The following is a 26,394-nucleotide window of genomic DNA, read 5'->3' as shown; positions in this document are numbered from 1 at the left end:
TGTCAATGCCTGAAAACCAGGAGCCCGCAGCACTGAGTGAACGTGATCCCATGTTCGAGCGGGAAAAAGAAAAATATGAACGCCCTATCGTCAGTCGGGAATACATTCTTCAGTATCTGGAAGAAGCGGGACAGCCTCTGACGCTGGAAGATTTTTTTGCCGAGCTCGAAATCGAGGAAGAAGACCAGGAAGCCTTGCGTCGCCGCCTGCGTGCCATGGAAAGAGATGGTCAGTTGGTCCGCAACCGACGCGGAGCCTACGGTATTGTCGAAGCCATGGAATTGATTCGGGGGAGTGTCAGCGCCCATCCCGATGGTTTTGGCTTTTTGATTCCTGAAGCCGGGGGCAAAGATCTTTTTTTATCACCCCGGGAAATGCGCAAAGTTTTTCATGGAGATACTATTCTTGGCCGGGCGGTGGGCGAAGATCGGCGAGGACGGATTGAAGGTACAGTTGTCCGCATCCTGGAGCGGGCTCTGAAACAGATTGTGGGCCGTTATTTTGCCGATGGTGGCAGCCATTACGTGGTGCCTGAAGATCGGCGGATTTCCCATGAATTCGGGGTGGTGGAGGGAGGTGAACTGGCGCCGGTGCATGGGCAGATTGTGACGCTAAATATTACCCAGTATCCGGATGGTCGCAATATGCCCCAGGGATCGGTTGTGGAAATTCTTGGCGAACACATGGCACCCGGTATGGAAGTGGAAATTGCGGTGCGTAATTACGGCCTTCCTTATCAATGGTCGCAGGCGGTTCTGGACGAGGCTGCGCGTTTTTCCGAAGTGGTACCCGAGGATATGAAAGCAGGTCGCCGCGATTTGCGTGATCTTCCCCTGGTTACCATTGATGGTGCCGATGCCAAAGACTTTGATGATGCGGTTTTTGCGGAAGAAATTGCCGACGGTTTTCGCCTTATTGTCGCCATTGCCGATGTGGCCAGTTATGTTCAGTCGGGCTCCGCTCTGGATAAAGAGGCGGTTGCCCGGGGTAATTCCGTGTATTTCCCGCGTCGGGTCATTCCGATGCTGCCGGAAATCCTTTCGAACGGCTTGTGCTCCCTGAATCCCCATGTGGATCGGCTGTGTATGCTTTGCGAAATGGAGATGAACGTGGCCGGTGAGGTTCAGCGTTTTCGTTTTGCCCGGGGGGTCATGCGCTCCCAGCGCCGCTTTACCTACGACGAAGTGGCCGCCATTCTTGATGGGGATGAGGCGTTGCGTACCCAGGATGCAGCTATGGTGCCGCATCTGGAGGCGTTACACCGCCTGTATCAAAGTTTTGCCGGGGCCAGGGAGCGAAGAGGGACCATTGAGTTCGATTCCCAGGAAACGCGCATCATCTACAATGACCAGTTACGCATTGAAAAAATTGTCGCCGTTACCCGTAATGTAGCGCATCGTATTATCGAAGAATGTATGCTCGCGGCCAATGTGTGTGCTGCCCAGTATTTCCGGATTCATGACCTGCCCATGTTGTACCGGGTTCATCCAGAGCCTTCCGCTGATAAGCTGGAGGATTTGCGTCGTTTTCTGGGAGAGCTTGGAGTACCCTTGCGTTTGCCGGAGCGTCCGCGTAGTGCCGATCTGGCGAAGATTATTGAAGAAACCCGGGACCGTAGTGATTCCAGTCTGATTCAGACTGTGATTTTACGGAGCCTGTCGCAAGCATTTTATACGGTGGATACCGGAATGCACTTTGGTTTGGCTTTCCCGGCTTATACCCACTTCACCTCACCTATTCGCCGCTATCCCGATCTGGTGGTTCATCGCGGCATCCAGGCATTGCTGGATGCGGGTACTCAGGAACCACGCTGGTTGGCCAAAAAGGAACTGCAGGAGTTGGGGCAGCATTGTTCCATGACCGAGCGCCGTGCAGATGAAGCCAGTCGTGAGGCCGTGAACTGGCTCAAATGTGAATTCATGATGGATAAAATTGGCGAAACATTTACCGGTATTATTACCGGCGTAACTGGTTTTGGCCTGTTTGTCGCCCTGCGCGAGGTCTATGTGGAAGGTCTGATTCATATCAGCACCCTGGGTGAAGATTATTTCCATTTTGATGCGCAGCATTACCGTATTATTGGTGATCGCAGTAAGGAAACATTCCAGCTGGGCGACGCCATTGAAATCCGGGTGATGAATGTCAACCTGGATGATCGCAAAATTGACTTTGAACGAGCCGTGCCAGAAGGGCAGGCCACGGGTGGTAAATCCCGTCGTCCCCGGCGTTCACGCAAAGAGTCCTCCTGATTATTGCTGGAGAATCGGTAGTGTCAGGTGGTTTTCAGGAATTCTCTGGTGTTTTCCGTGCCTGTTGGGAAAACAGCGCGGTTGCCACATCGCGTGGATAGGTGAAGATGGCAGAAAGCATGAGAATGGTGGCTACCAATAGCAAAATCGTAAAAAGTCCAAAAGTAATGCGCAGGCCATAACCATTTCCACAATGTTGGAGTTGGCAATGGCTTTCAGAAAAGTGGGTGGATACCCAACCAAAGGCAAAGGGTGCGGCGGCTTCAAGAATATACCGCAAGGATATTCGAATCCCTTCTGCACGCCCCCAGAGCCGTGAGTGCATAATATCCAGGCGCGCGGCATCCAGCGTGGGGTTGGTGGCTCCCAATGCGGCAGACCCCCAAAACAGCCAGATAAATTCGAGAACCTGATTGTTGGTATTCAGGGCCAGCAGAAAAAACGGAATGGTGAGCAGGAAGGCCATTCCAGTAACCCATACTCTTGCCGTAATCAGTCCTTTGCGTAATAACCAGTCGGCTATCCAGCCGCTGGCGATAACCCCGCCAATGCCGCCTAAACCCGCACCAACAAAAAGGCTGCTGGCCGCCATCGTATTAATATGGAAGCGTTGAGTCAGATAAAGAATGCCGAAAGCCAGCAGTCCGGTAAAATAAAAATACCCGGCGGAGGATGCGGAAATCAGTACCACATTGCTGGGAATACTGAGAATGGTTTTTGCGGCCCGAAACCAGTGCCATTGGGTGGGGTCTTCCTGCAATATCCTTTTGCTGACCGGTTGAATGGATTTTTTGCGAATATCTTCGAGCAAATAGCGCCTGTTGGTTGTTACTTGGGCGTGGGTCTGCCTGGTAGGATTTTTTTGGGTCAGTTCTAAAGCGAGTTTCTCCATGTTGTTGCGTTGGGGTTCGCGCATGCCTTTCCATAATAAATAGGCAAGCAGAATCGCCATAATGGCCAGTACAAAAAAAACCGTGCGCCAGTTGCTGAGTGTGTTGACGGTGCCAGCCAGAATCATGCCGATACCTGCTCCCAATAATTCTCCACCGACAATCAATCCGAAGGCTCGTCCACGCCATGAGGGTGGAAATAAATCGCCCGAAAGAGAGGCAATGACTGGACCAACGGAAACTCCGGCTGCTCCAGCCAGCATTTGCGTCAGCAGGAACCAGTAATAGCCGGGACTGATCCCACTCAGGAGCATGGCTATTGCCCATAAGACGATCAGTTTTATGAGTAATGGAACACGGCGTTGGCGGTCACCGAGGATACCCACGGGCAGAGCTGCTGCAGCGCCGGTGAGTATGGAGGCGGTAGACAGCAGGCCATAACCAATGTTGCCAATATGCATGCTGCTTTCCAATGCCGGCGCCACTGTACCCAGAGCGGCCAGATTGAGACTGGCGAGGCCCTGAGTCAGGGCCAGTAAAATGATGGCTCGCAGTCTGGGTATGGCATTCAGCCAGTTTTTTTCCTGTTGAAGCAGTGCTTCAATCAGCTTCAGGGGATTTAAATACGCATGCCGGGTGGAAGTATGCCCGTTTTTGTGGATGTTCATCCCAAATGATGCGCCAATTCCCCAGAGAGCCTTTCCAGTAACTGGCTCATGGCAGCAGCTTGCGCGGTGGGGCTGGAAGGGATATTGCCCCGATAAAAATGACTGCGTCCCTGGGTTTGGAGGTGCCCATCGGGCATACGGCTGATAAACCAGTCGGCCTGCAAAAAGACCTTGCCATCATCACTGGGGATGAAACTCTGGACGTTGATTTTGACCAGAAGATAAGGGCCATTCGGTATGGGATCCCCGGGCATGAGCACGGTTTTATCCGGCAATGCGCTTGCCAGATCCTGGGCCAGCACTTTTTGCGCCATACCGCCCAGAGGCGCCGCCCAGCGGACATGACCGGCAACGTCCAGACGATGTTTACCCTGGAGCGTGGTCAGGTAAAGACGATCAATATCTGCGGGCATCTGCACATGCGCAACGACTATGGGCAGTCCATGGCCCTGCAAGGATTGTCTGGCCGGAACAGGAGATGGGGAGGATAGGGTCAGATACTGGGTGGGTACGGAAGCGCAGCCAGCGAGCGCCGCCACCATTCCCAACAAGAGGAGTTTTCTGTGCAATGTCATGGTCTTTTTCCAAAAATCAGGGCATTGGGGTGACTGTTCAAATAATCCGTCAATTCCCGCAATGACTGGGCAGTACGTGATAATTCATATAAGGCGCGTGGGAGCGTCGTGGATTCTGGCGCATTGGCGGCGCTTCCCTGGCTATGGAGCAGGGCATTGCCTGACTGCAAGGCGGCATGCGCCTCCTGGCTGGCACCTTTCAGTGATTTCAGGATGGCCGGTAATTGCTGGTTGGCCGTACGCGTCAACGTATCCAGATGGGCCATGGTCTGCTGCACATGTTGCAAGGTCTCGCGGGTTTGCGGAGAGCTGCTTACGGTCGCCAGATTCTGGCTGAGTTGATCCAGATTGGCGGCAATTTTCTGCAGAGGAAGTGCATGGATTTTGGTCAGTATGCCATTCAGCTGACGAACACTGTTTTGAATGCCTGCTTCATGGACCATGGGAATGATGGGCGGTTGACCCGGCAGCAAACGGGCAGCTTTTGCACCTGGAACCAGACTGAGGTCAATGACCCTGGAACCCAGCATCGGAACAGTGCTCCCCAGTTGCGCCCGTAAGCCCTGGGCAATCAGGTGGCGGAGAATCCCGTTCATTTGTGCGGAAGGATGGGCCATGTCCCAGGCTTGCCCACCCTGGAGCGGAATCGCCTCGGGGTTGATTTTAATATCGATATCCGTCAGGAGTGCCTGGCGCTTGGTATCAAAAAACATATGCACAGCCGTGACGCTGCCCACACGGGCCCCTTCCAGCATGACGGCGGCACCGGTTTTCAAGCCCTGTGGACCTCCGGGCATGCGCATTTGATAGGCCACGGCATTTTCGACCGGCGCATTTTTAGCCGCAGCAGCACTGGCATAAAGGGGAAATTGCGCATTATTGTCCACGCTGCTGCCGGTTTTGGGGGTGGAAAAACTGATGGCCCCGCTGATTAATGCCGGAATGGCAGGTATATGCACGCCGGGGTGCTCGCCAAACAGACTGACAGCGATGTTACCTGAACTCCAGAAACGGCTGCGCGCATTGACCAGATGCTGGTTTGTTTCGGGAATAAAGGCATAAATATCGAACCCTTCCCCATTTTTTTGCAAGGTTTCGCCGCGAATTTCACCGACCTGTTCGCCCCGGAACAAAATGGGTGCTCCACGAGAAATATTGCCTTTTTCCGGGGCGTGCAAAATGAGGGTGATACCTTTGGATTCGCTTTTCAGTACAGGTTCTTCATCCAGTCCGATGACATGATGGCGTGTGGGGCCACTATGCGGGTCAATACCTATATAGGGTCCGGCAATAATGGATTTGAGGGAGCTGAGGTCGGAAAAACTGACTTTTTCACCGGCAACCCAGTAGCGTGTACCTTTGCCCAGATGATGCGCCATGTAATTATCAAAACGCATGGAAACTGAAATTTCTCCAAGGGATTTTGACAGCTTGACAGCGGTAACATGTCCAACCGTAACGCCCCTATATTTCACTACGGTATGGTTAGCTTTGATGCCACCCATAGTCGGAAATTGCACGGTCACTGTCGGACCCTGTTCCATATAGCTGCGTAAAGCCAGCCAGGCGACAATGGCAAGGGCCGCGACAGGCACGGCCCAGATCAGACCGGGCCAGCGGGAGCGTCGAATTTTTGCAGTTGGCAAAGGATTATTCATGAGGTTCCATTAGATAAGCGGCCCAGAGTGCGCGGGGATCAAAGATTTCTGTCGCAATCATGGTCAGGACGACTACCGCGAGAAAAGCGGGAAGTGCATCGCCCACATAAACCGCCAGTAATCCGGATAAGTGCATCAAGGGCAGAAAAACGGTAACGGTAAATACATCGACATGTGACCAGCGGCCAATGGTTTTTATCAGACGATAGATGGCGGTTTTCAATCTGAGCTGTTTGACCGAGTGGGTCCGTACGGAAATAAAAAACCAGCTCAAAGAAAAAAGCTTCAAAAAAGGAATCACAATGCTGGCCATAAAAATGATGGCGGCAAAAAGCAGGAAGTGCGCATCAATCAGTTTCATGACGCCGGTCATAATCGTATAGCCCTCCATTTTTCCTATTTGATAGTTATATTCCATAGGATAAAGATAGGCGAAGGGATAACAAAAAAATCCTGCCAGGGCAAAGGCCATGGTACGCATTGTCGATTGTGGTTTATAGCGCCAGACTTTTGCTCCGCAGCGTGGGCAGGCTTGCCCTTCCTGATGGGCGGCAACGGGCATCCCGCAATGGCCACAACCTATATATTCCTGGTCCAGATCCAGAGATTCCACATTAGGACCAATGCGCCGCCATATTTCCCGTCTTTCCAGAGTCGCCCGCGTGAGCATGCTGAGAAAGGCCAGCCCCACCACGCACCAGCCTCCGGTACCTACTTCGATGGGTAAAAAGGGCGCGACCCGTTCATAGCCGATGCCAAAACCAATCAGAAAAACATCCAGCATGGCCCATTGGTCCAGCCATTCAGACCAGCGAAACATCCTGCCCAGCCAGCTTGGGTAGTGCCCGGTATCCAGTTGGAGCAATACCACGGCCAGAGTGCTGAAGCGTAAAAAGGGGAGGATGAGCAATTCCAGGGCCAGAATCACCGCCACCACGGGCCAGCCTTGGGCAGCCACTCCCCAGATGCCTGACGCAAGTACACTTTGATGATGCACGCCAAATATATCAACGGACAGCAATGGTAGAAAATTGGCTGGGATCAGCAGGAACAGGGCCGATAAGGTCATGGCCATGGCCGCGTTAATACTGCGACCGGAGGTGCGTTCCATAATATGGCCACAGCGCGGGCAGGCGAGTTTGCCCCGACCTTGTAGAAGCGGCAACCTCTGAATCAGTCCACAATCCGGACAGACCTCCACCCCATGAGGCGGGTCCAGGGCGGCATCGGGAACCCCAATCAGAGTGGTATCCAGTGACATATTTTATGGATCTCTCTTTGAGAAAGCCCGGTAATTCGACTTCTGTAAATGAGTCATCCACCCATTTTAGCAGAAAAAAGGCAGATAGGTTCTCATGGCTCCCGTGGCAAGGTGCGGCCCGGTTTGTTCAGTTTCGAGGCTGTAAACGCATAGCCAGAGTGATTTGCTGCAAAACCGCCTCGCCCTGACGCTGCAGGGGGTAAATATCCACAACGGAACCGCTTTCAAGGGTTGGTACCAGAGCTTCGAGGATTGCATGATAATCACGATGGGCTTTTTCCAGATCGCTGAGGTCCATGGCGTTGAGTTGCTTGAGTCTCTGTTGAATCGGGCAGTGGCAACTTGACCATGGAGAAAGCTGCAAAAACCAGTCTGGATTACTGGTTAACAAGTTGGTAATGGTTTTCTGGTAGTCAATGACTTCAGCATATAACTGGAGAAGATCGAATTTTATCTCGTGATTTGCGTTCATTGCCTGAGTGCTGCTGCTCAACCATGCGGGCAGCTCACTGGCCCACATGGGACGGGCCACGGCATAACCCTGTAGCATGGGTGCCTGCATCAATCGCAATACGTTCAAAATGCTCTGGTTTTCTACTCCTTCGACGATAATTTCCACATTTTGCGATATGCCTATATCGAGTATGGCCCGGAGAAAGTGCAGGTCATTGGGGTTTTCTCCCAGATTACGCACAAAGGCCTGATCAATTTTGATTTCATCGACAGGTAGTTCCTTGAGATAAAGCAAAGAGGCATAGCCCGCTCCCACATCATCCAGGCCAATGCGGTAACCCTGTTTTTGCAAGCTGCGGATGGACTCTGCACTGGATTCCAGCGAGCGGAGTTCTTCACTTTCCAGAATTTCCAAAATCAGGCTCTGGGGAGGAATTGCACAGCCATCCAGAAGATTCTGCAAGCGTTCCAAGGTGACGGAACTGATCAGGGATCCCGGCAGAATATTCAATGAGATCCAAAGATCAATGCCGGCCTCTTTCCAGGCTCGCCAGTCTCCGGCAATTTGATTGAGCACCAGTTCGGTCAGCCGCCATTGATCTTCTGGTTCAAGGTAGGGCAGAAAATCTCCTGGAGAGATAGCCTCCGCTTTGTTGTTGAGACGGGCGAGCGCTTCGACACCCACAATACGTTCCTGACGCAAATCGAGTACGGGCTGATACTGAAGAACCATCTGCCCTTCATGCAGGAGCGTTTGAATCCGAATATGTTCATTATTTTGCGCTTCGGCAAATATGGACCAGAACTGGTTACGTCGGGCTTTATGCTGTTTGGCCTGATAGAGTGCGTGATCTGCCTGGCGCAGCAGGAGATCGGCATCACTTTGATCATTTTCAGCCTGCGGATAAAAAGTGAGTCCAGCGCTGATGCCGACATGAATGCCCGGTAATCCTCCCAGGAAGTAAGGTTCTGCCAGTGTTTTTTCAATTTTGGTCAGGATCGGCGGGATTTGGTCACGGTTTTGCAAATTGTCCCAGACCAGGACAAACTCATCACCTCCGAGTCTGGCAAGGTGGTCACTTTGGCGCAGAGCCTGACTCAGTCGGGCTGCCACTTCCTGCAGTAATAAGTCGCCCGTTGCATGACCATATTGATCATTGACCGGCTTGAAGTCATCCAGATCCAGCATGGCTACAGCCAGCAGACGGTTATTGCGACGTACCCTGGCCATGGCGGGATGCAGAAATTCGGTGAAACCCCGGCGATTGGCCAGCCCGGTCAGCGCATCATGACGAGCTAGATGACTTTGCCGCTGGCGTTCTTCCAATAATTCACTTTTCAGATGGATTTCATCGAGAGCATGGCCCACCAGCAGGGCAATTTGCTGTAATACTTCCGTTATTTCCTGGTTGAACAGATCGGGACGGGGCCCGATCACATTGAGCATGGCCCAGCATTCCTGGCGATGATAGACGGGAAAAGTTGCGGCGGATCGCCATTGATTCTGGCTGGCTTCTGCGTACCAGTCAGTTTCGGGGCCAAGGGCACGCAGATAATCCTGAACAATCAGTTTTTCTCTGTTGCGCCAAGCCCGCGATGTCAGAGATTGGCCGTCGGGAACCTCATCAGGATGAATGCTCCAACGCCGTTGCAAGATCCACTCGACATGATGACCAGCCAGGGCAAGTGCCTGAAAAACGCCATGTTCGTCAGGACGGATGATAAATGCTGCATTGAACAGGCCACTATGAATGAGTTCTTCACATATTTGCTGCAGCATCTGCGGCGCTTCTCTTGCCTGCAGGGCAATATCACCACTGATGAGCATGGTTTTCTGCAAAATACGCGCATCATCCAGTTGCTGTGCCACTTTTCTTTGCCGCATAAAGGCGGTGAGATCTTCACTAAGACGCTCTAGTAATTCAATAATGGCGCCGGGGAAAACACTGTCATCATAACGATATAAGGCAATGACCCCACGCCGACCATCGGGCCAGCTAAACGGTGTATAGATGCTGCCACCCATGCGATGTTTTTTGATAACATCCTGCCAGGGCTCAAATAGCGGGTCACTGGCTCCAAATAGTAGCGTGCGATTTTCCGTGATGGCACGACCTGAGGGTGACTGGGTGTGTTCTGGAGTAGCCCAGCAGAATATTTGTATTTTACTGAGTGGAATGGCTAATTCGCCGGCTTTGGCAGGGATATTTATCTGGCCGGTGTGCTCGTCCACGACGCCTATCCAGGCTGCCGCCAAATGCATTCTGGTAACCAGAATCTCACAAAAGCGGACGAGAATCAGCGATAATTCGAGCGGGTCGATGGCGGCAAACAGTCGGTTGACTTCCGTGACTGATTGCAAAAAGGCATCCCTTATCTGCAGCTCACGATTGCGTATTTGTAAATCCTGTGAACGGGCGAATACGCGTTGTTCCAGTTCACGGTTGGCGGTTTCCAGTGCAGTGGCGGCATGACTACGTTCATACATCATGGCAGCAGCTATCAAACCGATGGATTCCAGCAGAATACCGACCATTTGCGCCATGGTTTCAGGATACAAATTATGACTGTGCTCGTATGGTCCATAACCCATGCTGGTTCCTGTCAGAGCAAGCAGAAACCCTACGGCAGCCAAAGGATAGACAAGGCGTGCAGGATAATTGGCCAGCATCCAGAGAAAGGGCAATATGAGCAAAAATACAGCCCCTACGGCCAGATTTCCTGACGGATAGGTCTGAAAAAAAAGCAGGATAATAGCGCCTAGAGTACCCGTTCCCAACAAGAGAAAACGCTTGTCCAGATACGTTTTTTGCGCAGGCTTCCCATGGAAGAAAAGAAGAAATAAAGTACTTATGTTGATGATGGCCGCTGCTTTGGCCATCGTCCAAAACAAAATCAGGTGAGGAATATTCCCGGTAGCTTTCGTAAATAACCAGCCACCAGCTCCCGTCAGACCGGCAGTGAACAGGGAGGGGATTCCCGCAAAAAGCAATAAATAGGCGATGCTGTGGCGGACTGTTTGTAATCCTGCCCAACCTGGACAGAATCGACGTAACAGCAGGCTGCCCAGCCAGGCACCCATGATCTCGCTGCAGGTAAACCAGATGTTGATTCCCCAGCGGAGGTCGATAAAAAAGTGCCCGCCCAGTAATGACGCAATGAGTAGCCCCGGTATGACTCTTGGTCCCCAAACCAGGAGCCCGTAGGCGGTAATTCCCGCCGCCGGCCAGATGGGCCAGAAATGGCCCGCGAGAGAATGGCTGAAAATCAGCGCCGCAAAAACAGTCAGCAGCAAGTGCCCGCCGAAAAAGCCGACATTCAGTAAAAAAACCTGCCGCAGGGACGAGGGCCGGGAGAGTGCGGGTAACTGAATTTCAGCAAATGATTTCAAGACTGGGCCGTGATATGTGCTGCCATCGCGTTGAGGATGTTTGCCGTTAAATGATCATAAATTTCCATGCTGTATTCGCTGGATAAATGATTACCGACGATATCTGCAATGACCTGCTGTAATTGCGCGCGTTGTTCACGCAGGGAAGGTATGATGTTCATGAGCGGGTAAAGAGGACAGGATAAATTATCACAGGTCAACTGAACATTAATGCTTTGCGGCATACTTTGCAGTACGGCCCGCAAGCCCTTGGCGAGTACCAGAAAACGGGCAAAGCTGACCAATAAACTGGAGCTGGACGACTGCATTGAAATTTGCTGCCCCAGGAAGCGCTGACTGATTTCACCAGCGGAGATGGGTCGACTGATGGCATAGCCCTGTACCTGACGAATACCCAGAGCGGTTACGGCAGAAAACACTTCGGCGTTTTCAATGCCTTCGACGATGAGCTCAACTCCCAGCCCATTGGCCATTTCCAACATGCTCGCCAGAAAATGCAGATCTCTTGGACGTTTTTCCAGGTGACGGCTGAACGCCTGGTCCAGTTTGACGGCGTCAAATGGATAATCCTTGAGGCGCAGCAGACTGGCGTAAGCAGTGCCCAGATCGTCGAGAGCAATGCGTACTCCCAACTCCTTGAGGCGGCCCAGTTGTGCTTTGGCTGAGGCATAATCCAGAAATTCATCACCTTCCAGCACCTCAATAATCAACTGTCCGGCAGGCATCTGAAAGCGTAGCAAGGTATTTTCAATAGACTGAATGACCTCTTCAAGCAGCAGATCCTGCGGCTCGAAATTTACCGCGATGGAAACGCTTTGCCCGGCATCCTGCCACAAGCGCCATTGCCGGGCGGCCTGTTCCAAAACCGTGCAACTGAGTTTGCGGCGATCTTCTGCAGCCAACCAGGGCAAAAACTCGCCGGTTTCCAGTAGGATGCCGTTTTCCTCCAGGCGAGCGAGGGCTTCCAGTTCATGGATACGACCACTCGGAGTATGGATAATGGGCTGATAAAGAGTAACTACATGCTCGGCCAGCAGCGCCCGAAAACGTTGTTGACGAGCTATGATTTGCGGCGTGTTAGGGTCATAAAAGGACGAGGGATCATAGAGTGTATAAAACTGCGCAGTTTTATGTCTTTTGGCCTGATGCAGGGCCAGATCGGCATGATGAATAATATCCCGAGCCTTGCCGTCGTCCAGGGGATAGACGGTCACGCCTATGCTGGCTTGAATCCGCAATTCTGACTGATTGACTGTAAAGGCGCGATCCAAGGTCATCCGTATGCGTTCCATGACCACTTCGAGATCAGCCCAGCGCTCCAGGTTTTCAATCAACAATACAAATTCATCTCCGCCCATCCGGAAGATGATGTCATGACTTCGCAAACTTTTTTGAATGCGTTGACTGAATTCAACCAGAATCTGGTCGCCTGCCAGTCGACCCAGCTTTTCGTTGATTACCTTGAAATTGTCGAGGTCAAGCATCGCCACGGCCAGCAGCCGCTGATGCTGATCAGCCGTATGTAACGCCTGTTCCAGGCGGTCATCCAGCTCCATGCGATTATACAGACCGGTCAGAGGATCATGGCGTGCATGTTGTTGCAGGCTCATGATCATGTCGCCCATATAGGCAAAGGCAGAAAAAAACTCGGTGCCGACTTGTTCAAAGTAACCCGACTCACTGCTGCCCACCACACCCAGCGCTTTTTGTCCTTCAATACCAAAGGGGACCAGGATGATTTCAGAGAGCTGCTTGCGCAGAGGCAGCAGCCATTTCGGGCAATCAGGATTATCCAGGGAATAAGTCATTGCTGTATTGCTGCTCAGAACCTGATAGCAGGGATCCTGAGGGTTCTCAAGAATGTCAGGATGATGCTGAATACCCAGTTCATGGTAGGGTCTAAGTGGCTTTCCAGGCGCCTGGAAGGCATACCATGCCCATTTCAGGGTGCTGTTGTTGTCGAGAATGCTCTGACAAAGCGCATTCAGAAATCCGTAAGCACCGGCGTCGGCAGGAACCGCACTTAAGGCTTGGAGCATGGCGGAAAATAGGGCGCTGCGTTCACGCTCAATGGCTGCAGCATTTTTTATCGGGTTGGGCACTAGGGTGTCCGTTATAACTTAAATAAGTATGATGTTATATAGGACAATAAGCGAATATGGCAAGGTATTGTGTTATGAACATCAGCGAAACCAGAGCTTGTCCCAACTTTGCTGGGCAGCCAGCCCGAGTTTTTGCGGCAGGCTTTTGGGCCGCTGATAACTCAGTTGTAGTAACTTCCCTTTTTGGGCAGCTTCAACAATAATCTCGTCACTGGTGGCCAGCTGATCAACCAGCCCCAGTTGCAGAGCCTTATTACCCAGCCAGGCCTCGCCGGTGGCTACTTTTTCCAGATCAAGCTGAGGGCGAAACTGCTCCACGAAGTCACGGAATTGGGCATGGGTCTCTTCCAATTCTTCACGCAGCTTGGCCCGACCACTATCGGTATTTTCCCCGAAAAGCGTGACGGTTCGTTTGTATTTACCAGCAGTAAACTGCTCGAAATCGATATTGCGTTCTTGTAACCAGCGATGAAAATTGGGAATTTGTGCGACAACCCCAATAGAGCCGAGCAGCGCAAATGGGCTGGCCACAATCCGGTCAGCGGTCACGGCCATCATGTATCCACCGCTGGCAGCGACAGCATCTACCAATATGGTGCTATGAATTTTGGCGGCACGCAGGCGCAACAGCTGGGCGGCTGCCAAACCATAGGTATTGACCATGCCGCCGCCGCTTTCGAGGCGGATGAGCACAGAATCATCAGGCTGGGCAACCTGAATGATCGCGGTAATTTCCTCGCGCAAAGCACTCACCGCCGAAGCGCGAATGTCACCTTTAAAGTCCAGCAGATAAGTACATTTTTCATCTTTTCGGGCCTTATGCACTTTCTTGAGGTTTTTTTGATGCGCTTTGCGGAGTTTCTTGTCGAAGCGCAGCGCTTCAATACGGTCAGCCGCTTGTTCAATTTGCTGACGTAAATCCGTAACCTGGACCTGACCTGCAGGTGCGGGTCTGCGCTTGCTGAGGGCGATGGCAGCAATGCCTCCGGCGACAATCAGGATGGCGACCACGATGGTAGCCGTTTCGGCGAGAAAAGTGAGGTAGTGACTGAAGAAGTTTTCCATGCAGCGACTATATACCAGATGTATCCAGGCCCAAAGTGCTTCATGCAGGTTGGCTGTGGCTTCTGGTTGAAGCTCAGGGCTTGGGGGCGTTATCATTTGCAATCTTCCTGAAAATGGATTCCGTCAATGATTCATGTGAAGTTTTTTGCCAGTGTGCGTGAGCGTGTCGGGTCGGCTGAAATGCAGCTGGCCTGTCCGCCCGGTGGATTTACGGTAGAAGAAGTCCTGACCATGGTCGAGGGGCAGGCCATGACAGAATTGCATGACGCTCATTTGCTGGCTTCTCTGAATCAGCAGCATGTTTCCTTTACCGCGTCGGTTAAAGACGAAGATGAGGTGGCTTTTTTTCCTCCGGTAACCGGAGGTTGATGGATGATCGTTAAAGTTCAGAAAGAAGATTTCGAGCTGTCTGCCGCCTGTGCTGAAATGGCTACGGTAAACGGAGCCGGGGCATTGGTGACTTTTGTGGGTACGGTGCGGGACTACAGCGACGCCAGCAACATTTTATCCCTGGAAATTGAGCATTATCCGGGTATGACGGAAAAAGAGCTGGAACGCGTCAGCATGCAGGCCGCAAACGCTTACGATATTCTCGACAGCCTCATTATTCATCGTTATGGTTTGTTGCAGCCTCAGGATAATATTGTGCTGGTGGCGGTCTGGTCCCGGCATCGGGCTGCGGCTTTTGATGCTTGTCGTTTTTTAATAGATGTTCTCAAGACCTCTGCGCCTTTCTGGAAAAAAGAAATCACCCCGCAAGGATCTCGCTGGGTCACAGATTGCCCGGGTTGTCGGGCCGGGAGTCGGGAGGGGCACAGTCATTCAGTACCTTCAGCCCACCCGGATCGGCAGCTTCTCTCCAGTTAAAACCTGCCCAACGGCAGAAAAGTTAAGGAAACAGGTTATGCCAAGTTTTGATGTGGTTTCTGAAGTGGATATGCAGGAAGTAGATAACGCCCTGCATACTACGCAAAAAGAAATTTCTACCCGCTATGATTTCAAGGGCAGTAAGGCGTCTATTGACCGAAAAGATAAAGAAATCATTTTGCTGGCCGAAGATGAATACAAACTGGGACAGATGATCGATTTATTTTCTGCCCGACTGGTAAAGCGCGGGGTGGATCTGAAGGCTCTGGATGTCGGGAAAACAGCCGCTGCAGCGGGAGGCATGGAACGTCAGGTGCTCACCCTGAAAGTCGGGCTGGAAACTGAAGTGTCCAAGCGCATGATCAAACATCTCAAGGATGGTAAATTCAAGGCTCAGGGCAGTATTCAGGGCGACCAGCTGCGGGTGTCGGGTAAAAGCCGCGACGAACTGCAGGCCGCCATTGCTGCCTTGCGTTCTGAAGATTTTGGATTACCTCTGCAATTCAATAACTTCCGCGATTAATCGAAAGGTTTTGAGGCAATGACAAAGCAGACGGCGCTGTATGACTGGCATCTGGCGCAAGGGGCGCGCATGGTGGATTTTGCCGGATGGCAAATGCCCCTGCAATATGCCTCGCAGCTCGCCGAACATAAGGCAGTACGTGAAGTAGCGGGTTTTTTTGATGTTTCCCACATGCGCCCTTTGGATATTGAAGGCAGGGATGCCCGCAGCCTGCTCCGTCATGCCCTGGCCAATGACGTGGCCAAGCTCGATGTCCACCCGGGTAAAGCCCTGTACAGCACCATGTTGCAGATGGATGGCGGCATTATTGATGATCTGATTGTGTATTATCGGGGAGGCGATACTTATCGGATAGTCCTGAATGCTTCGGGTGCAGAACCAGATGCCGCCCATTTTCAAAAGCTCATCGACCAGCATGCCTGGCGAGTGACGCTAAGCAAACGCCCAGATCTGGGTATTGTTGCTGTTCAAGGACCGAGGGCACGGGAGCGGGTGGCCGATTTGCTGCAAATACCCGCCCTGGAGTCACTGACACCTTTTACTGCGCTGGAACAGGATGGATTTTTTATTGGCCGGACGGGATATACCGGCGAAGATGGCGTAGAAATCATCGCGGCAAATACCCTTTTGCCGGAATTGGCCGAGCGTTTGCTGACAGCAGGAATTGCTCCAGCGGGACTGGCTGCGCGCGATAGCTTGCGCCTGGAAGCTGGCCTGGACTTGTACGGTCAGGACATGGATACCTCGGTTTCTCCCTATGCCAGCAATCTGGGCTGGACCGTGGACTTGCGCGATTCTGATCGCGCCTTTATGGGTCGCGCTGGGTTGGAAGCGGAACGGGCGCGTGGCGATGGTCCAAACCTGGTAGGAATTGCCCTGTCTGCTGGCATTCCCCGGCACGGTTATGTGCTGGAAGACGCTGCGGGGAAGCCTTGCGGTGTGGTCACCAGTGGTATTTTTTCTCCGAGTCTGCAATGTGGTATTGCTCTGGCCAGAGTCAATGCCCCGGTTGCCGCAGGAAGCATTTTGCAATTAGTCATTCGCGGTGCCCGCAAACCGGCCATGGTGGTCAAGCCGCCGTTCTGGCGTCAGGGCGCTGCAACTTTTACCTTTGCTAAGGAGTGTTGAAGGCATGAGCAAAATTCCGCAATCATTACGTTATAGTGACACCCACGAATGGGTTGAGGATCTGGGTGATGGACGTTACCGGGTTGGGATTACCGATCATGCCCAGGCGCTGCTGGGCGATCTGGTTTATGCCGAAGTTCCCGAAGTCGGAAAAGCCCTGCAATCTGGAACGGTTTGCGGCGTTCTGGAGTCGGTCAAGGCGGCGGCGGATTTGTATGCACCCATTACCGGTAAGGTTCTGGAGCGTAATGAAGCACTGAATGACAGTCCGCAACTGCTCAACGAAGATCCCTATGGAACAGGCTGGATAATGGTCGTGGCTGCTGAATCCGCTGCGTTTGCAGAACTGATGGATGCAACGGCTTACGACACCATTGCGGAGGCGTAAGCGGAAATGCCTTATATTCCCCATGATGCGGAAGAAACGGCGGCGATGTTGGCTGCCGTTGGCGTGAATAGTCTGGATGCGCTTTTTGATGAAATTCCATCCAGTTTGCAGGTTCATGACATGGTGCTGCCGGAAGGCTTGTCCGAAATGGCCCTGGGCCGGGAGCTTGAAGGCCGGGCCCGGGCGAATGCACCATTATTGTGCTTTGCTGGCGGCGGTGCCTATGCGCATCATATTCCCGCGATTGTCTGGGAAATTGCCGCTCGGGGCGAATTTTACTCTGCTTACACGCCTTATCAGCCGGAAGCCAGTCAGGGTACCTTGCAGGTACTTTATGAGTACCAGAGTTTCATTACTCGCCTGACTGGCCTGGAAGTCAGTAATGCGTCCTTGTACGACGGCGCCTCCGGTTTGGCAGAAGCCTGTCTGATGGCCCTACGCATTCAAGGGAGCGAAAAAAGCATTCTGGTGCCGGAGAATCTTCTGCCCGGCTGGCGCAGCGTGCTGGATACGGTGCTAGGCATGCAGAATATCCTTCTGCAATCAGTGCCTTATGATCCCATCAGCGGCACGTTGCAGATTCCCGGCGATGCGAGCGATGCAGCGGCTTTGATTGTTCCGCAGATTAACGCCTTTGGCATGCTGGAGCCGGTGGACAAGCTGACAGACTGGGCACATGCCCGGGGATTGTTAACCATTGCAGTAGTCAATCCGCTGGCCTTGGCCATGTTGAAGGCTCCCGGCGACTGGGGCGGGAAGGGCGCTGATATGGCTGTGGGTGAGGGCCAACCCATGGGGATTCCGCTGACTGGAGGGGGGCCCTATTTTGGATTTCTTGCCTGCCGCAAAGCCCATGTCCGGCAATTACCGGGTCGTCTGGTCGCCAAAACTGTCGATGCCCAGGGTCGTACAGGATATTGTCTGACGCTGCAGGCGCGTGAACAGCACATCCGGCGGGGTAGGGCTACCAGTAATATCTGCACCAATCAGGGCTTGATGGTCACTGCTGCCACCATTCATATGGCGACGCTCGGCAGTCATGGTCTTCAGGAAATCGCCAGCCTCTGCCATACCCGCGCCCGGCAATTACGCGAGCGGTTGGCCGCACTGCCGGGGGTGAGTTTCCCCTATGCGGGTGCTTTTTTCCATGAATGGGTCGTGCGCCTGCCGCTGCCCGCCACGGTGGTTCGCGATGCTCTGCTGGGCCATGGGCTGCTCGCGGGTATTCCTTTGCGTGAATGGGAAATGGGTGAACCGGGCGATTTGCTGGTGTGTACGACGGAATTACTGGAAGAAGCCGACCTGTTGACTTATCGGGATGCGCTGAAAAGCGTTCTGGAGGCCCAATGAATCCAGCTGTGACAGAAACCGTGAATGACAGCATTTTTGCCCATGATCATCATATGCCGGTACCCAAAATGCCCGCTGATATACCCGAAGATTTACTCCGCAAAACACCGCTGAATTTGCCCAATGCTTCCGAACTGGATGTTTTGCGGCATTACACCCGCTTGTCGCAGAAAAATTTTTCTATTGATACCCAGTTTTACCCACTGGGTTCCTGTACCATGAAATATAATCCGCGTATTGCCCATGCCATGGCTTCATTACCTGGTTTTGCCCGTCTGCATCCTGATACTCCGGCCCCCGCCATGCAGGGTTTGCTGCAGGTTCTCTGGGAGTTGCAGGAATGGCTGGCTGCGGCAACGGGCATGGCTGCGGTGAGTCTGACTCCGGCGGCAGGCGCCCAGGGTGAGCTGGCTGGCGTGGCCATGATTCGCGCTTATCATCGAGCACGGGGCGATGCCGGGCGCAACAAGATGCTGATTCCTACGGCGGCCCATGGTACCAATCCAGCCAGTGCGCAAATGGCCGGATTTGAGGTTATCGAAATCCCCAACCTGCCCGATGGTGATCTGGATATGGCCGCCTTGGATGCTCACCTGGGTCCGGATGTCGCGGGAATCATGCTTACCAATCCCTCGACTTTGGGGGTTTTTGAAAGACGTATTGCAGAAATTGCCCACCATGTGCATGCCGCCGGGGGCCTGCTTTACTATGATGGTGCCAACCTCAATGCCATTCTTGGCCGGGTTCAGCCCGGTCAGATGGGTTTTGATGTGATGCATCTGAACCTGCACAAAACCTTTGCCACTCCCCATGGTGGGGGTGGACCGGGGGCCGGTGCTGTGGCTGTGCAGGAACGCCTCAAGCCCTTTTTGCCACTGCCCACGGTTTTGAAAGAGCCGCATGGGGCCTTGCGCTGGATGGGTGCCAAAGATCTCCCACAAAGTATTGGTCATTTAAGTGCACATGGTGGAAATATCGGCGTATTGCTGCGTGCTCATGCGTATCTTCGGCGACTGGGCCGTAGCGGTGTAGGGCGGGTATCCGCCTATGCTGCCCTCAATGCCAACTACCTGCTTAAAGAACTGCAGCGCCTGGGTTATCAGGCGGCTTTCCCGGAGCGTCGTGCCAGTCATGAATTTATCCTGTCAGTGAGTGATTTGCACAAAGCCACAGGGATTCGTGCGCTGGATGTGGCAAAACGGCTGCTGGACTTTGGGATACATGCTCCGACCATTTATTTTCCACAATTGGTGCCCGAATGTTTGCTTATAGAGCCGACCGAAACCGAAAGCAAGGCGACGCTGGATCGTTTTGTCGCGGTGATGGCGCAGATTCGTCAGGAAGCGCTGGAGCAGCCGGAATTGCTGCGGGAAGCCCCCCATCATTTGCCGGTGGGTCGACTGGATGAGGCGCTGGCCGCCCGCAGGCTGGACGTATCGGCAGCACCGGAATGACAACCCATCCCCGTGAAGTATTGCGGGCAGCAGTCCAGCCAGAGCAGTTGCTGACCGCTTTGGCGAAGGTTCTGTTGGGTAAGGAAAGAGCCATACGCCTTGCCTTTACGGGCTTTTTGGCGGGTGGACACATTCTCGTCGAGGATGTACCCGGCGTGGGTAAAACCACGCTGGCTTTGGGTCTGGCGCGACTTTTGGGTCTGGATTTTGCGCGCGTCCAGATGACCGCTGATATGTTGCCGGGAGACATCCTCGGCAGCAGTATTTTTGATCCGCGCCAGCAAACTTTTGTTTTCCATCCCGGCCCGGTTTTCCATGGGGTGCTGCTCATGGATGAAATCAATAGGGCCTCTCCGCGCAGTCAATCGGCCTTGCTGGAGGCTATGGCTGAAGGGCAGGTTTCTGCGGATGGTCAAAGCATGGCTTTGCCTGATCCATTTTTTGTCATAGCCACCCAGAATCCCCAGGAACACGCCGGGGTTTTCCCTTTACCGGAAAGCCAGCTGGACCGTTTTACCCTGCGGTTTTCTCTGGGATATCCCGGTCGCGAGGCGGAACGCCTGTTGCTTCAGGGGAAAAACCAGCGCCCTGAAGATTTGCCGATTGTTGCGGATCGCAATGTATTGCAAGCCTGGCGACATGCGGTTACTGCCATTTTTCTCAGCGCGGAAATTGAAGATATGCTTTTGCACATGGCCCGGTGCTCGCGCAACGACGAACGTCTGCGGATGGGCCTTTCACCTCGTGCTTTGCTGGCGCTTAAAGCCTCTGCCCAGGCTTGGGCTTTTATGGCGGGACGGGATTATGTGACGCCCGATGATTTGCGTTCTGTCGCCCTGGCGGTGTTGGGACATCGTCTGATTTCCACGGCGAATTTAGCCGGTGATGATCTGGCCGTGTTACTGGGACAAGAAGCCTGGGGTCTGGATATTCGTTTTTAAGCGGGTCATGAAGCGTAAACGCCGGGAGGTGCGTCTTTCCCGCCCAGGCAAAGTATTTGTCGGCTTGACGCTGGCGCTGGGCTTTGCGGCCGTCAATACCGGCAATAATGTTTTGTTTCTGCTGGTTTCGATGATGTTGTCCCTCATGGTGCTGTCGGGTTTTGTGGCTATGGCCAATATCTGGCGCGTGGATGTGGTCCTGCAACCGCAGCAGATTCTGACAGCGGAACAGAGCGGAGATGTATTGCTGCGCGTGCGTAATGGTCGACCCTGGCCATTATGGTTGCTGGAACTGCGACTGGGTGCATCCCGGCAGACCGTAACCCGCATAGGGGGTCGTCAGGAAGCACTGGTCGCACTGCGCTGGTGTCCGGATCGACGCGGCCAGCCGCTGTTGCCCTTGTTGCAGATGGGTTCCGCCTTCCCCTTTTCTTTTGTGTGGCGGGGCCTGCAGGTCAACATTCCCGATGCAGACCTGCCCTGGGTTGCACCTGCGGGTGGAGAAGACATGGCCATGACTCAAAATTCGGGCGAACAGCTCCCGTCTTCAGACCAAGCCGGCGGGCAGGGGGATTTTCTCTGGATCCGTAACTGGCGTTCTGGAGAAAGTTTGCATCAGATTATCTGGCGACGCGTAGACTGGTCCAGAAATCTTCCCGGGATCATGCATTTTCCCGGCCGAGAGCAGGAAAAAATCGGACAAGAACAGGTATTGCTGGATTGGGAATCCCCTTTTTGGCTGGCATTTCCACCGGAGCAACGCCTGCGAATTTTTCGGGCAGCACTGGATAAAGCCTGGAATCTGGGTTGGTCATGGCAGTTGCTTATGCCAGCGGGCAGTAAAAGTGGTCAAGGCTCCGCCCAACGAGAAGATGCCTTGCGCATGCTGGCCCAGCATCTACCCCTGCCTCCTTCGAGCGCTGCCACGGAGGAGCGAGGCGGCTGGCTCAGGCACTGGCGATTCTGGCAATGAGGAAAGCCACCTCATTGGTTTCTGCGCAGAACGTCGGGCCCTTGCTGGCTGCACTGATGGGCTTGCTGGTTCTGCTCGCGCTGGGCCACGAGGTGGCCATCTGGGCCATTGTGCTGTGGTTGAGCGCTACAGGCCTGGGATTGTATGGCTCCTGGAAACAACACCCGCTTTGGTTTTCCGGTCGTCTGCGTCTGGTTGGAGGTTTGCTGTTTCTACTGTTGGCTTTTGTACTTTCCGGCTGGGGTAACTGGTTGGCCATAGCCAGCCAGTCGGTATTGGTACTGTTGGCTGTGAAAGCCCTGGAAATGCGTTCCCAGCGGGATTTTTATCAGGTAGCAGCGCTGGTGCTGCTGGGTATGGGGCTGGCGGCCTGGTTGCGTGTCGATGTCCTACTGGGTATTTATCTGCTGATTACCCTTTATCTGGCGCTGTTGGGTTTACTTTGGCAGCCCTTGGCCGATGCGGCCAGCGCAAGGGGTAGTGTCGCCCTGCAGGGCCGTGATTTTCGTTATATGCTGGTATTCAGTCTGGCTTTCATGGTGTTTTTGCTACCCATGACCGGGCTGTTTTTTCTGCTCCTACCGCGTACGCCGACACCGCTCTGGGCCTGGGCTCCGCCCCAGGGGAGTGCGCGTTCCGGATTCAGTCCCGATTTGGCACCAGATCAGATCAGTCGTCTGGCCGAGGATCCGGCAGTGGCCTTTCGTGCCCAGATCACTCCCAGGCCGGAAAATCCTGAGCAATTATATTGGGTGGGCGCGATTTTGTGGCATGACCAAGGGACCACCTGGGAGCCCGATCCACCTGCTGAAAAACGCTCTACAAGAGATGTGCAATCAGACAATCCGGACCAGTTACCAGCGGGGCCGCTCACCCGTCAGGAAATTGTAATCAGCCCTGGAGATAGCTCTTATCTTTTCGCCTTGTCATCCCCACGGCGCTGGCAAATTCCTTTGGCGCATCACGAACTATGGGATGGCGTCATGCAGTTGCAGAAGCCTCCCTCTCTGCCACTGCGCTACGTGGTCTGGTCAGGTGCCAGCCGTGTTCTAAGCCTCAGATCTGGCGTGCATCAAGCCGCTCTGCAGGTGCCGGCAACTACGCCATCGGCTATTGTGACTTTGGCAAAAAGTCTGGCAGGTCATACTCCTAATCAAACTATTGAACATTTAATGCATTGGTTTCGGGGGCCATCCTTTCATTATAGCCTGAAGGCGCCAGCCGCTTATCCGCACGGGCAGACGATGGCGGATTTTCTGCTGCATTCTCATACCGGCTTTTGTGAATATTATGCGGGAGGCCTCGCGCTTTTATTGCGTCTGGATGGTGTCCCTGCACGTGTGGTTACCGGTTATCATGGTGGCGAATATAATCCTGTCGGTCATTACTGGCTGGTGCGCCAGAGTATGGCCCACGCCTGGGTACAGGCCTGGATTGCCGGAAAAGGCTGGGTACGCCTGGATGCCACGCCAGCGGCTGCGGCAACTGGACTAAATAGTAACGGGAATAGCGGGGCCTTTGCCGCCGATGAAGTTCCGGCAGCACAGCGGGTATGGGACTGGCTGCAGTGGGAATGGATTAACACCGTCATTGATTTGACCCCGGCCAAACAACGATCACTCTGGACTTCTGCCGGGTTGCAGTTTTTGCACTTTTTCCAAAGCAGCCAGACTTCCAGTCAGAAAATCCTGCATTCTCCACGACATTGGTCCGGATTTAGTGCGCAGCAACCTGCCTGGCGCGTGATAGTGGGAATTTTCGCGCTGCTTGGCCTGGTCCTGCTATGGGTCTGGTATCGGCGTAGACAGGCAACGCGAAATACAAATGCCCATGATTACTGGCGCCACCGGGCCATAGAAGCACTGCATGGTCTCGGTTTGAAAGATGCTCGTCCTGGCCAGGAAAGCGTTTTTTGTGGGACATTACCGTTTGATTCGACGCTCCGTAATCAGTTGTTGCAGCACTATTCCCTGCAGCGCTATGGACCACATCCTGATGCGGAGGGGGATGCCAAACTGCAGGCAATTATTGCGCAAATGCGTCATAGCCGTGGTACGGGGGTGTGATTGAACGAGCGAAGCTGAAATCTGTGGTGAAGGGTGCATATTTTCAGCGACTTTTGGCCTGCGCCGTTGTTGTTCTTGGCGAAATCCTGCGCCCGTCAGGAGAGCTGTTTGAGCCCGCAGGGCGAGTTCTCTCCTGACAGCAGGATGAGCCCTAGAACAACAGGCGAGGGACAAGGGAGCTGAAAATATGCACCCTTCACCACAGATTTCAGACGGATCAATCTTAGGAAATCACTTTTCCCCGTTCCAGCCGAATGATCTGATCCGCCAGACGGGTGGTGCGGGGTCGATGGGCGACAATCAGAATGGTTTTTTTGCCGTGCAATTCTGCGAGAGTTTCAGCAATGCGTTCTTCGCTTTCGCTGTCGAGATTGCTGGTCGCTTCATCCAGTACCAGCACGGAGCGATCCAGATACAGTGCGCGGGCAATGGCCAGACGCTGCCGCTGACCTCCGGAAAAATTCGCGCCATTCCCCTGGATGGGACTGTCCAGTCCGCCACTCAGGGCCAGAAAATCCCAGGCATGCGCCTGCCGGGCAGCAATTTCGGCGCGATGAGGATCGGGAGTGTCCTCACCGTAAGCAATATTGCTGAGGGCGCTGCCACTGAACAAAACCGGCTCTTGCGCTACAAAGCTGAAATAACTCCGATAGTCTCCCGCAGGGATCTGGTTTTTATCCATTCCCGCCACTGTAATGCGGCCACTGCTGGCCGGTAGCAGGCCCAGAATCACCCGTATCAGGCTGGTTTTGCCGCTGCCACTGGGGCCCACAAAGGCGGTGGTGCTGAGCGGTGGAATGCAAATATCCAGTCCCTGAAGGATGGATTCCTGGCCCAGTTGCAGGCGTAGGTCGTGACATTGCCAGGTCCCCCAGGGACGTGGTTCAGTGGTGCTGACAGTCTGTTCCGAAGGTTGATCCAGCCAGGCAAAAAGCCGGTCTGCGGCTGACAACCCTTGCTGTAACTGATTGTTGGCGGAAGAGAGTTGTCGCAGAGGTTCGTAAATCAGACCCAAGGCCGTAAAAAAACTGAAAAAGGCGCCGGTGCTCATGTTGCCATTGACGACCTGACTGCCGCCCAGGTAGATGATGGCGGCAATCCCCAGAGCAGCGATCATTTCCATGACCGGCACGGTGGCTTTCTGAATTCGGGCGATTTGCATCATCAATTCGAAATAGTGCCGGGCCTGCTGACCAAAGCGTCTGGCCTCGAAAGGCTCACCCCCCTGGCTTTTAATGACTTCCACACCGCGCAGGCTCTGCGAAAATTGATCCATGATTTCACCCATCTGTTCCTGCTGGGAGTTGCCTCTCTGGCGCAGTTTCTGACCAAAGCGAATCAGGGGATAAAAGGCGATGGGCAGAGTTATGAGACTGATGAGCGCCAGCTTCCAGCTCATGTAAAACACCACGAAAAGCAGGGCGACAATCTGGAAGCTGGAAAGAAAAAAGCGCGCCAGCACCGAGAGACCCTGCTGGAGCAGGGTCAGATCCAGACTCATCCGTGACAGGGTGCTGCCATGACTGTGATCAATGAGGACTTCCAGGGGAAGACGCAGGGTGTGGCCGAAGAGGTTTTCCCGCAGACCGCGTAAAACCTCTTCCTCCACCCGGGCCAGATTGATGGCCTGGAGATAATCGGCAATACCCTTGACCGCGTAGATCAGGATGACCCCTAAGGGCAGCCAGACCAGCATGCTGACCTGGTGATCAATGAATATCCGATCCAGCACGGGTTTGATGATGTAAGCCATGGCACCCATGGCCGCACCAGATATCACCATAAAGAACATGGCTACGGCGACACGTCCCCGGTGGGGGCGCACCAGACCGAGAAGACGGTGAAAGCTTTGCGAACGCAGTGCAGCAGAAGCGCTATCCGCGCTCACTCTTCGAGCAGGCCTCGTTTGTCTTTCACTTCCAGCCAGGCATCGGCATCTTCCGGCGCCGGTTTTTTCTGAATAATGGCCGGCCAGACCTTGGCGAGACGTGCATTGATTTCTTCATATTCTTCCTGGCCTTCGGGCAGGTCATCGTCGCGGAAAATGGCTCCGGCCGGACATTCTGGCTCACAAAGTGTGCAGTCAATACATTCGTCAGGGTCAATCACCAGAAAATTAGGACCTTCACGAAAACAGTCTACCGGACACACATCCACACAGTCCGTGTATTTACATTTGATACAAGATTCAGTCACCACGTAGGTCATGGGGGCCGGGCTCCTTGGCTTTTCGGTTTAAGGGTGGCCGGGCTGACCCGGCGAACTGGGGGCCTATTCTAGCCCAAGGCTGCGCGCCTGCCCACTGTCTATATAGGGGCGTTTTGATGCCCCGGATGGCAAGCCTGACCGTAATTCGCTATAGTTCAAATCTGGACTTTATCCCATCATCGAT

At 53.6% G+C, this 26,394-nt stretch carries 20 protein-coding genes; 11 read left to right on the top strand and 9 right to left on the bottom strand.

The genetic code is table 11. From position 1 onward, the window contains the following. Positions 1-5: 5 nt before the first annotated feature. Positions 6-2,249: a ribonuclease R gene (gene rnr, locus H7F08_RS04695; protein WP_024893801.1), complete on the top strand. Its 2,244-nt coding sequence runs from the start codon at positions 6-8 to the stop codon at positions 2,247-2,249. 34 nt (positions 2,250-2,283) lie between these two features. Here rnr and H7F08_RS04690 read toward each other — a convergent pair whose 3' ends face one another. The 7 genes from H7F08_RS04690 to sohB form a co-directional block, all read right to left on the bottom strand. Then, entirely contained in the window at positions 2,284-3,807 is a 1,524-nt protein-coding gene (locus H7F08_RS04690; protein ID WP_193639993.1) for an MFS transporter, read from the bottom strand. Continuing rightward, positions 3,804-4,382: a membrane integrity-associated transporter subunit PqiC gene (locus H7F08_RS04685; RefSeq protein WP_193639992.1), complete on the bottom strand. Its 579-nt coding sequence runs from the start codon at positions 4,380-4,382 to the stop codon at positions 3,804-3,806. The genes H7F08_RS04690 and H7F08_RS04685 overlap by 4 nt, the downstream gene beginning before the upstream one ends. After that, complete coding sequence (locus H7F08_RS04680) at positions 4,379-6,040, bottom strand: intermembrane transport protein PqiB (RefSeq protein ID WP_075322503.1); 1,662 nt, start codon at positions 6,038-6,040, stop codon at positions 4,379-4,381. The genes H7F08_RS04685 and H7F08_RS04680 overlap by 4 nt, the downstream gene beginning before the upstream one ends. After that, positions 6,033-7,301, bottom strand: a complete 1,269-nt coding sequence (locus tag H7F08_RS04675; protein ID WP_193639991.1) for a paraquat-inducible protein A — start codon at positions 7,299-7,301, stop codon at positions 6,033-6,035. Before H7F08_RS04675 ends, H7F08_RS04680 begins: the two co-directional genes overlap by 8 nt. A gap of 127 nt (positions 7,302-7,428) precedes the next feature. After that, positions 7,429-11,145: an EAL domain-containing protein gene (locus tag H7F08_RS04670; protein WP_075322505.1), complete on the bottom strand. Its 3,717-nt coding sequence runs from the start codon at positions 11,143-11,145 to the stop codon at positions 7,429-7,431. Next, positions 11,142-13,247, bottom strand: a complete 2,106-nt coding sequence (locus H7F08_RS04665) for a putative bifunctional diguanylate cyclase/phosphodiesterase (RefSeq protein ID WP_193639990.1) — start codon at positions 13,245-13,247, stop codon at positions 11,142-11,144. Before H7F08_RS04665 ends, H7F08_RS04670 begins: the two co-directional genes overlap by 4 nt. A gap of 81 nt (positions 13,248-13,328) precedes the next feature. Then, a complete protein-coding gene (gene sohB / locus H7F08_RS04660) occupies positions 13,329-14,408 on the bottom strand; it encodes a protease SohB (RefSeq protein ID WP_010639741.1) in 1,080 nt (359 codons plus the stop codon). A 30-nt stretch (positions 14,409-14,438) separates the two neighbouring features. On the opposite strand from sohB, the gene H7F08_RS04655 reads away from it, so the two are divergent. Genes H7F08_RS04655 through H7F08_RS04610 form a run of 10 tightly spaced genes read left to right on the top strand, consistent with a single transcriptional unit; the run spans position 14,439 to position 24,002 of the window. Beyond that, entirely contained in the window at positions 14,439-14,681 is a 243-nt protein-coding gene (locus H7F08_RS04655) for a MoaD/ThiS family protein (protein WP_075322507.1), read from the top strand. A 3-nt stretch (positions 14,682-14,684) separates the two neighbouring features. Beyond that, positions 14,685-15,179, top strand: a complete 495-nt coding sequence (locus tag H7F08_RS04650; protein ID WP_075322508.1) for a molybdenum cofactor biosynthesis protein MoaE — start codon at positions 14,685-14,687, stop codon at positions 15,177-15,179. Between the two features lie 37 nt (positions 15,180-15,216). Beyond that, on the top strand, positions 15,217-15,702 hold the full coding sequence (locus H7F08_RS04645) for a YajQ family cyclic di-GMP-binding protein (protein WP_010639747.1): 486 nt from the start codon (positions 15,217-15,219) through the stop codon (positions 15,700-15,702). A gap of 18 nt (positions 15,703-15,720) precedes the next feature. Beyond that, positions 15,721-16,830, top strand: a complete 1,110-nt coding sequence (gene gcvT, locus H7F08_RS04640; RefSeq protein WP_193639989.1) for a glycine cleavage system aminomethyltransferase GcvT — start codon at positions 15,721-15,723, stop codon at positions 16,828-16,830. A 4-nt stretch (positions 16,831-16,834) separates the two neighbouring features. Then, a complete protein-coding gene (gene gcvH / locus H7F08_RS04635; RefSeq protein ID WP_010639751.1) occupies positions 16,835-17,218 on the top strand; it encodes a glycine cleavage system protein GcvH in 384 nt (127 codons plus the stop codon). Positions 17,219-17,224: 6 nt separating this feature from the next. Then, positions 17,225-18,568: an aminomethyl-transferring glycine dehydrogenase subunit GcvPA gene (gcvPA, locus tag H7F08_RS04630; RefSeq protein ID WP_193639988.1), complete on the top strand. Its 1,344-nt coding sequence runs from the start codon at positions 17,225-17,227 to the stop codon at positions 18,566-18,568. Next, positions 18,565-20,022, top strand: a complete 1,458-nt coding sequence (gene gcvPB / locus H7F08_RS04625) for an aminomethyl-transferring glycine dehydrogenase subunit GcvPB (RefSeq protein WP_202806228.1) — start codon at positions 18,565-18,567, stop codon at positions 20,020-20,022. The genes gcvPA and gcvPB overlap by 4 nt, the downstream gene beginning before the upstream one ends. Then, the gene (locus H7F08_RS04620; protein ID WP_142088463.1) at positions 20,019-20,963 is read left to right on the top strand and encodes an AAA family ATPase; all 945 of its coding nucleotides are present in this window, start codon (positions 20,019-20,021) and stop codon (positions 20,961-20,963) included. The genes gcvPB and H7F08_RS04620 overlap by 4 nt, the downstream gene beginning before the upstream one ends. 7 nt (positions 20,964-20,970) lie before the next feature. After that, on the top strand, positions 20,971-21,936 hold the full coding sequence (locus H7F08_RS04615; protein ID WP_142088465.1) for a hypothetical protein: 966 nt from the start codon (positions 20,971-20,973) through the stop codon (positions 21,934-21,936). Then, positions 21,933-24,002, top strand: coding sequence for a transglutaminaseTgpA domain-containing protein (locus tag H7F08_RS04610; protein WP_193639987.1), 2,070 nt, complete (start codon positions 21,933-21,935; stop codon positions 24,000-24,002). The genes H7F08_RS04615 and H7F08_RS04610 overlap by 4 nt, the downstream gene beginning before the upstream one ends. A 223-nt stretch (positions 24,003-24,225) precedes the next feature. On the opposite strand, the gene H7F08_RS04605 is transcribed toward H7F08_RS04610, so the two are convergent. Both H7F08_RS04605 and fdxA read right to left on the bottom strand, forming a co-directional pair. Then, on the bottom strand, positions 24,226-25,890 hold the full coding sequence (locus tag H7F08_RS04605) for an ABC transporter ATP-binding protein (RefSeq protein ID WP_075322515.1): 1,665 nt from the start codon (positions 25,888-25,890) through the stop codon (positions 24,226-24,228). Then, entirely contained in the window at positions 25,887-26,210 is a 324-nt protein-coding gene (gene fdxA, locus H7F08_RS04600; RefSeq protein WP_010639763.1) for a ferredoxin FdxA, read from the bottom strand. Before fdxA ends, H7F08_RS04605 begins: the two co-directional genes overlap by 4 nt. Positions 26,211-26,394: the final 184 nt, after the last annotated feature.

This window comes from Acidithiobacillus sp. HP-11, from assembly GCF_015100075.1.
Lineage (GTDB): Bacteria > Pseudomonadota > Gammaproteobacteria > Acidithiobacillales > Acidithiobacillaceae > Acidithiobacillus > Acidithiobacillus thiooxidans.
This window is presented reverse-complemented; position numbering and strand designations above follow the sequence as displayed.

Coding starts and splice junctions, on each gene's coding strand:
- gcvPA (WP_193639988.1), top strand. CDS start 17,225: ATGCCTTATATTCCCCATGATGCGGAAGAAACGGCGGCGATGTTGGCT.
- sohB (WP_010639741.1), bottom strand. CDS start 14,408: ATGATAACGCCCCCAAGCCCTGAGCTTCAACCAGAAGCCACAGCCAAC.
- H7F08_RS04655 (WP_075322507.1), top strand. CDS start 14,439: ATGATTCATGTGAAGTTTTTTGCCAGTGTGCGTGAGCGTGTCGGGTCG.
- H7F08_RS04690 (WP_193639993.1), bottom strand. CDS start 3,807: ATGAACATCCACAAAAACGGGCATACTTCCACCCGGCATGCGTATTTA.
- H7F08_RS04675 (WP_193639991.1), bottom strand. CDS start 7,301: ATGTCACTGGATACCACTCTGATTGGGGTTCCCGATGCCGCCCTGGAC.
- fdxA (WP_010639763.1), bottom strand. CDS start 26,210: ATGACCTACGTGGTGACTGAATCTTGTATCAAATGTAAATACACGGAC.
- H7F08_RS04620 (WP_142088463.1), top strand. CDS start 20,019: ATGACAACCCATCCCCGTGAAGTATTGCGGGCAGCAGTCCAGCCAGAG.
- H7F08_RS04685 (WP_193639992.1), bottom strand. CDS start 4,382: ATGACATTGCACAGAAAACTCCTCTTGTTGGGAATGGTGGCGGCGCTC.
- gcvT (WP_193639989.1), top strand. CDS start 15,721: ATGACAAAGCAGACGGCGCTGTATGACTGGCATCTGGCGCAAGGGGCG.
- H7F08_RS04650 (WP_075322508.1), top strand. CDS start 14,685: ATGATCGTTAAAGTTCAGAAAGAAGATTTCGAGCTGTCTGCCGCCTGT.
- gcvPB (WP_202806228.1), top strand. CDS start 18,565: ATGAATCCAGCTGTGACAGAAACCGTGAATGACAGCATTTTTGCCCAT.
- H7F08_RS04645 (WP_010639747.1), top strand. CDS start 15,217: ATGCCAAGTTTTGATGTGGTTTCTGAAGTGGATATGCAGGAAGTAGAT.
- rnr (WP_024893801.1), top strand. CDS start 6: ATGCCTGAAAACCAGGAGCCCGCAGCACTGAGTGAACGTGATCCCATG.
- H7F08_RS04680 (WP_075322503.1), bottom strand. CDS start 6,040: ATGAATAATCCTTTGCCAACTGCAAAAATTCGACGCTCCCGCTGGCCC.
- H7F08_RS04610 (WP_193639987.1), top strand. CDS start 21,933: ATGAGGAAAGCCACCTCATTGGTTTCTGCGCAGAACGTCGGGCCCTTG.
- gcvH (WP_010639751.1), top strand. CDS start 16,835: ATGAGCAAAATTCCGCAATCATTACGTTATAGTGACACCCACGAATGG.
- H7F08_RS04615 (WP_142088465.1), top strand. CDS start 20,971: ATGAAGCGTAAACGCCGGGAGGTGCGTCTTTCCCGCCCAGGCAAAGTA.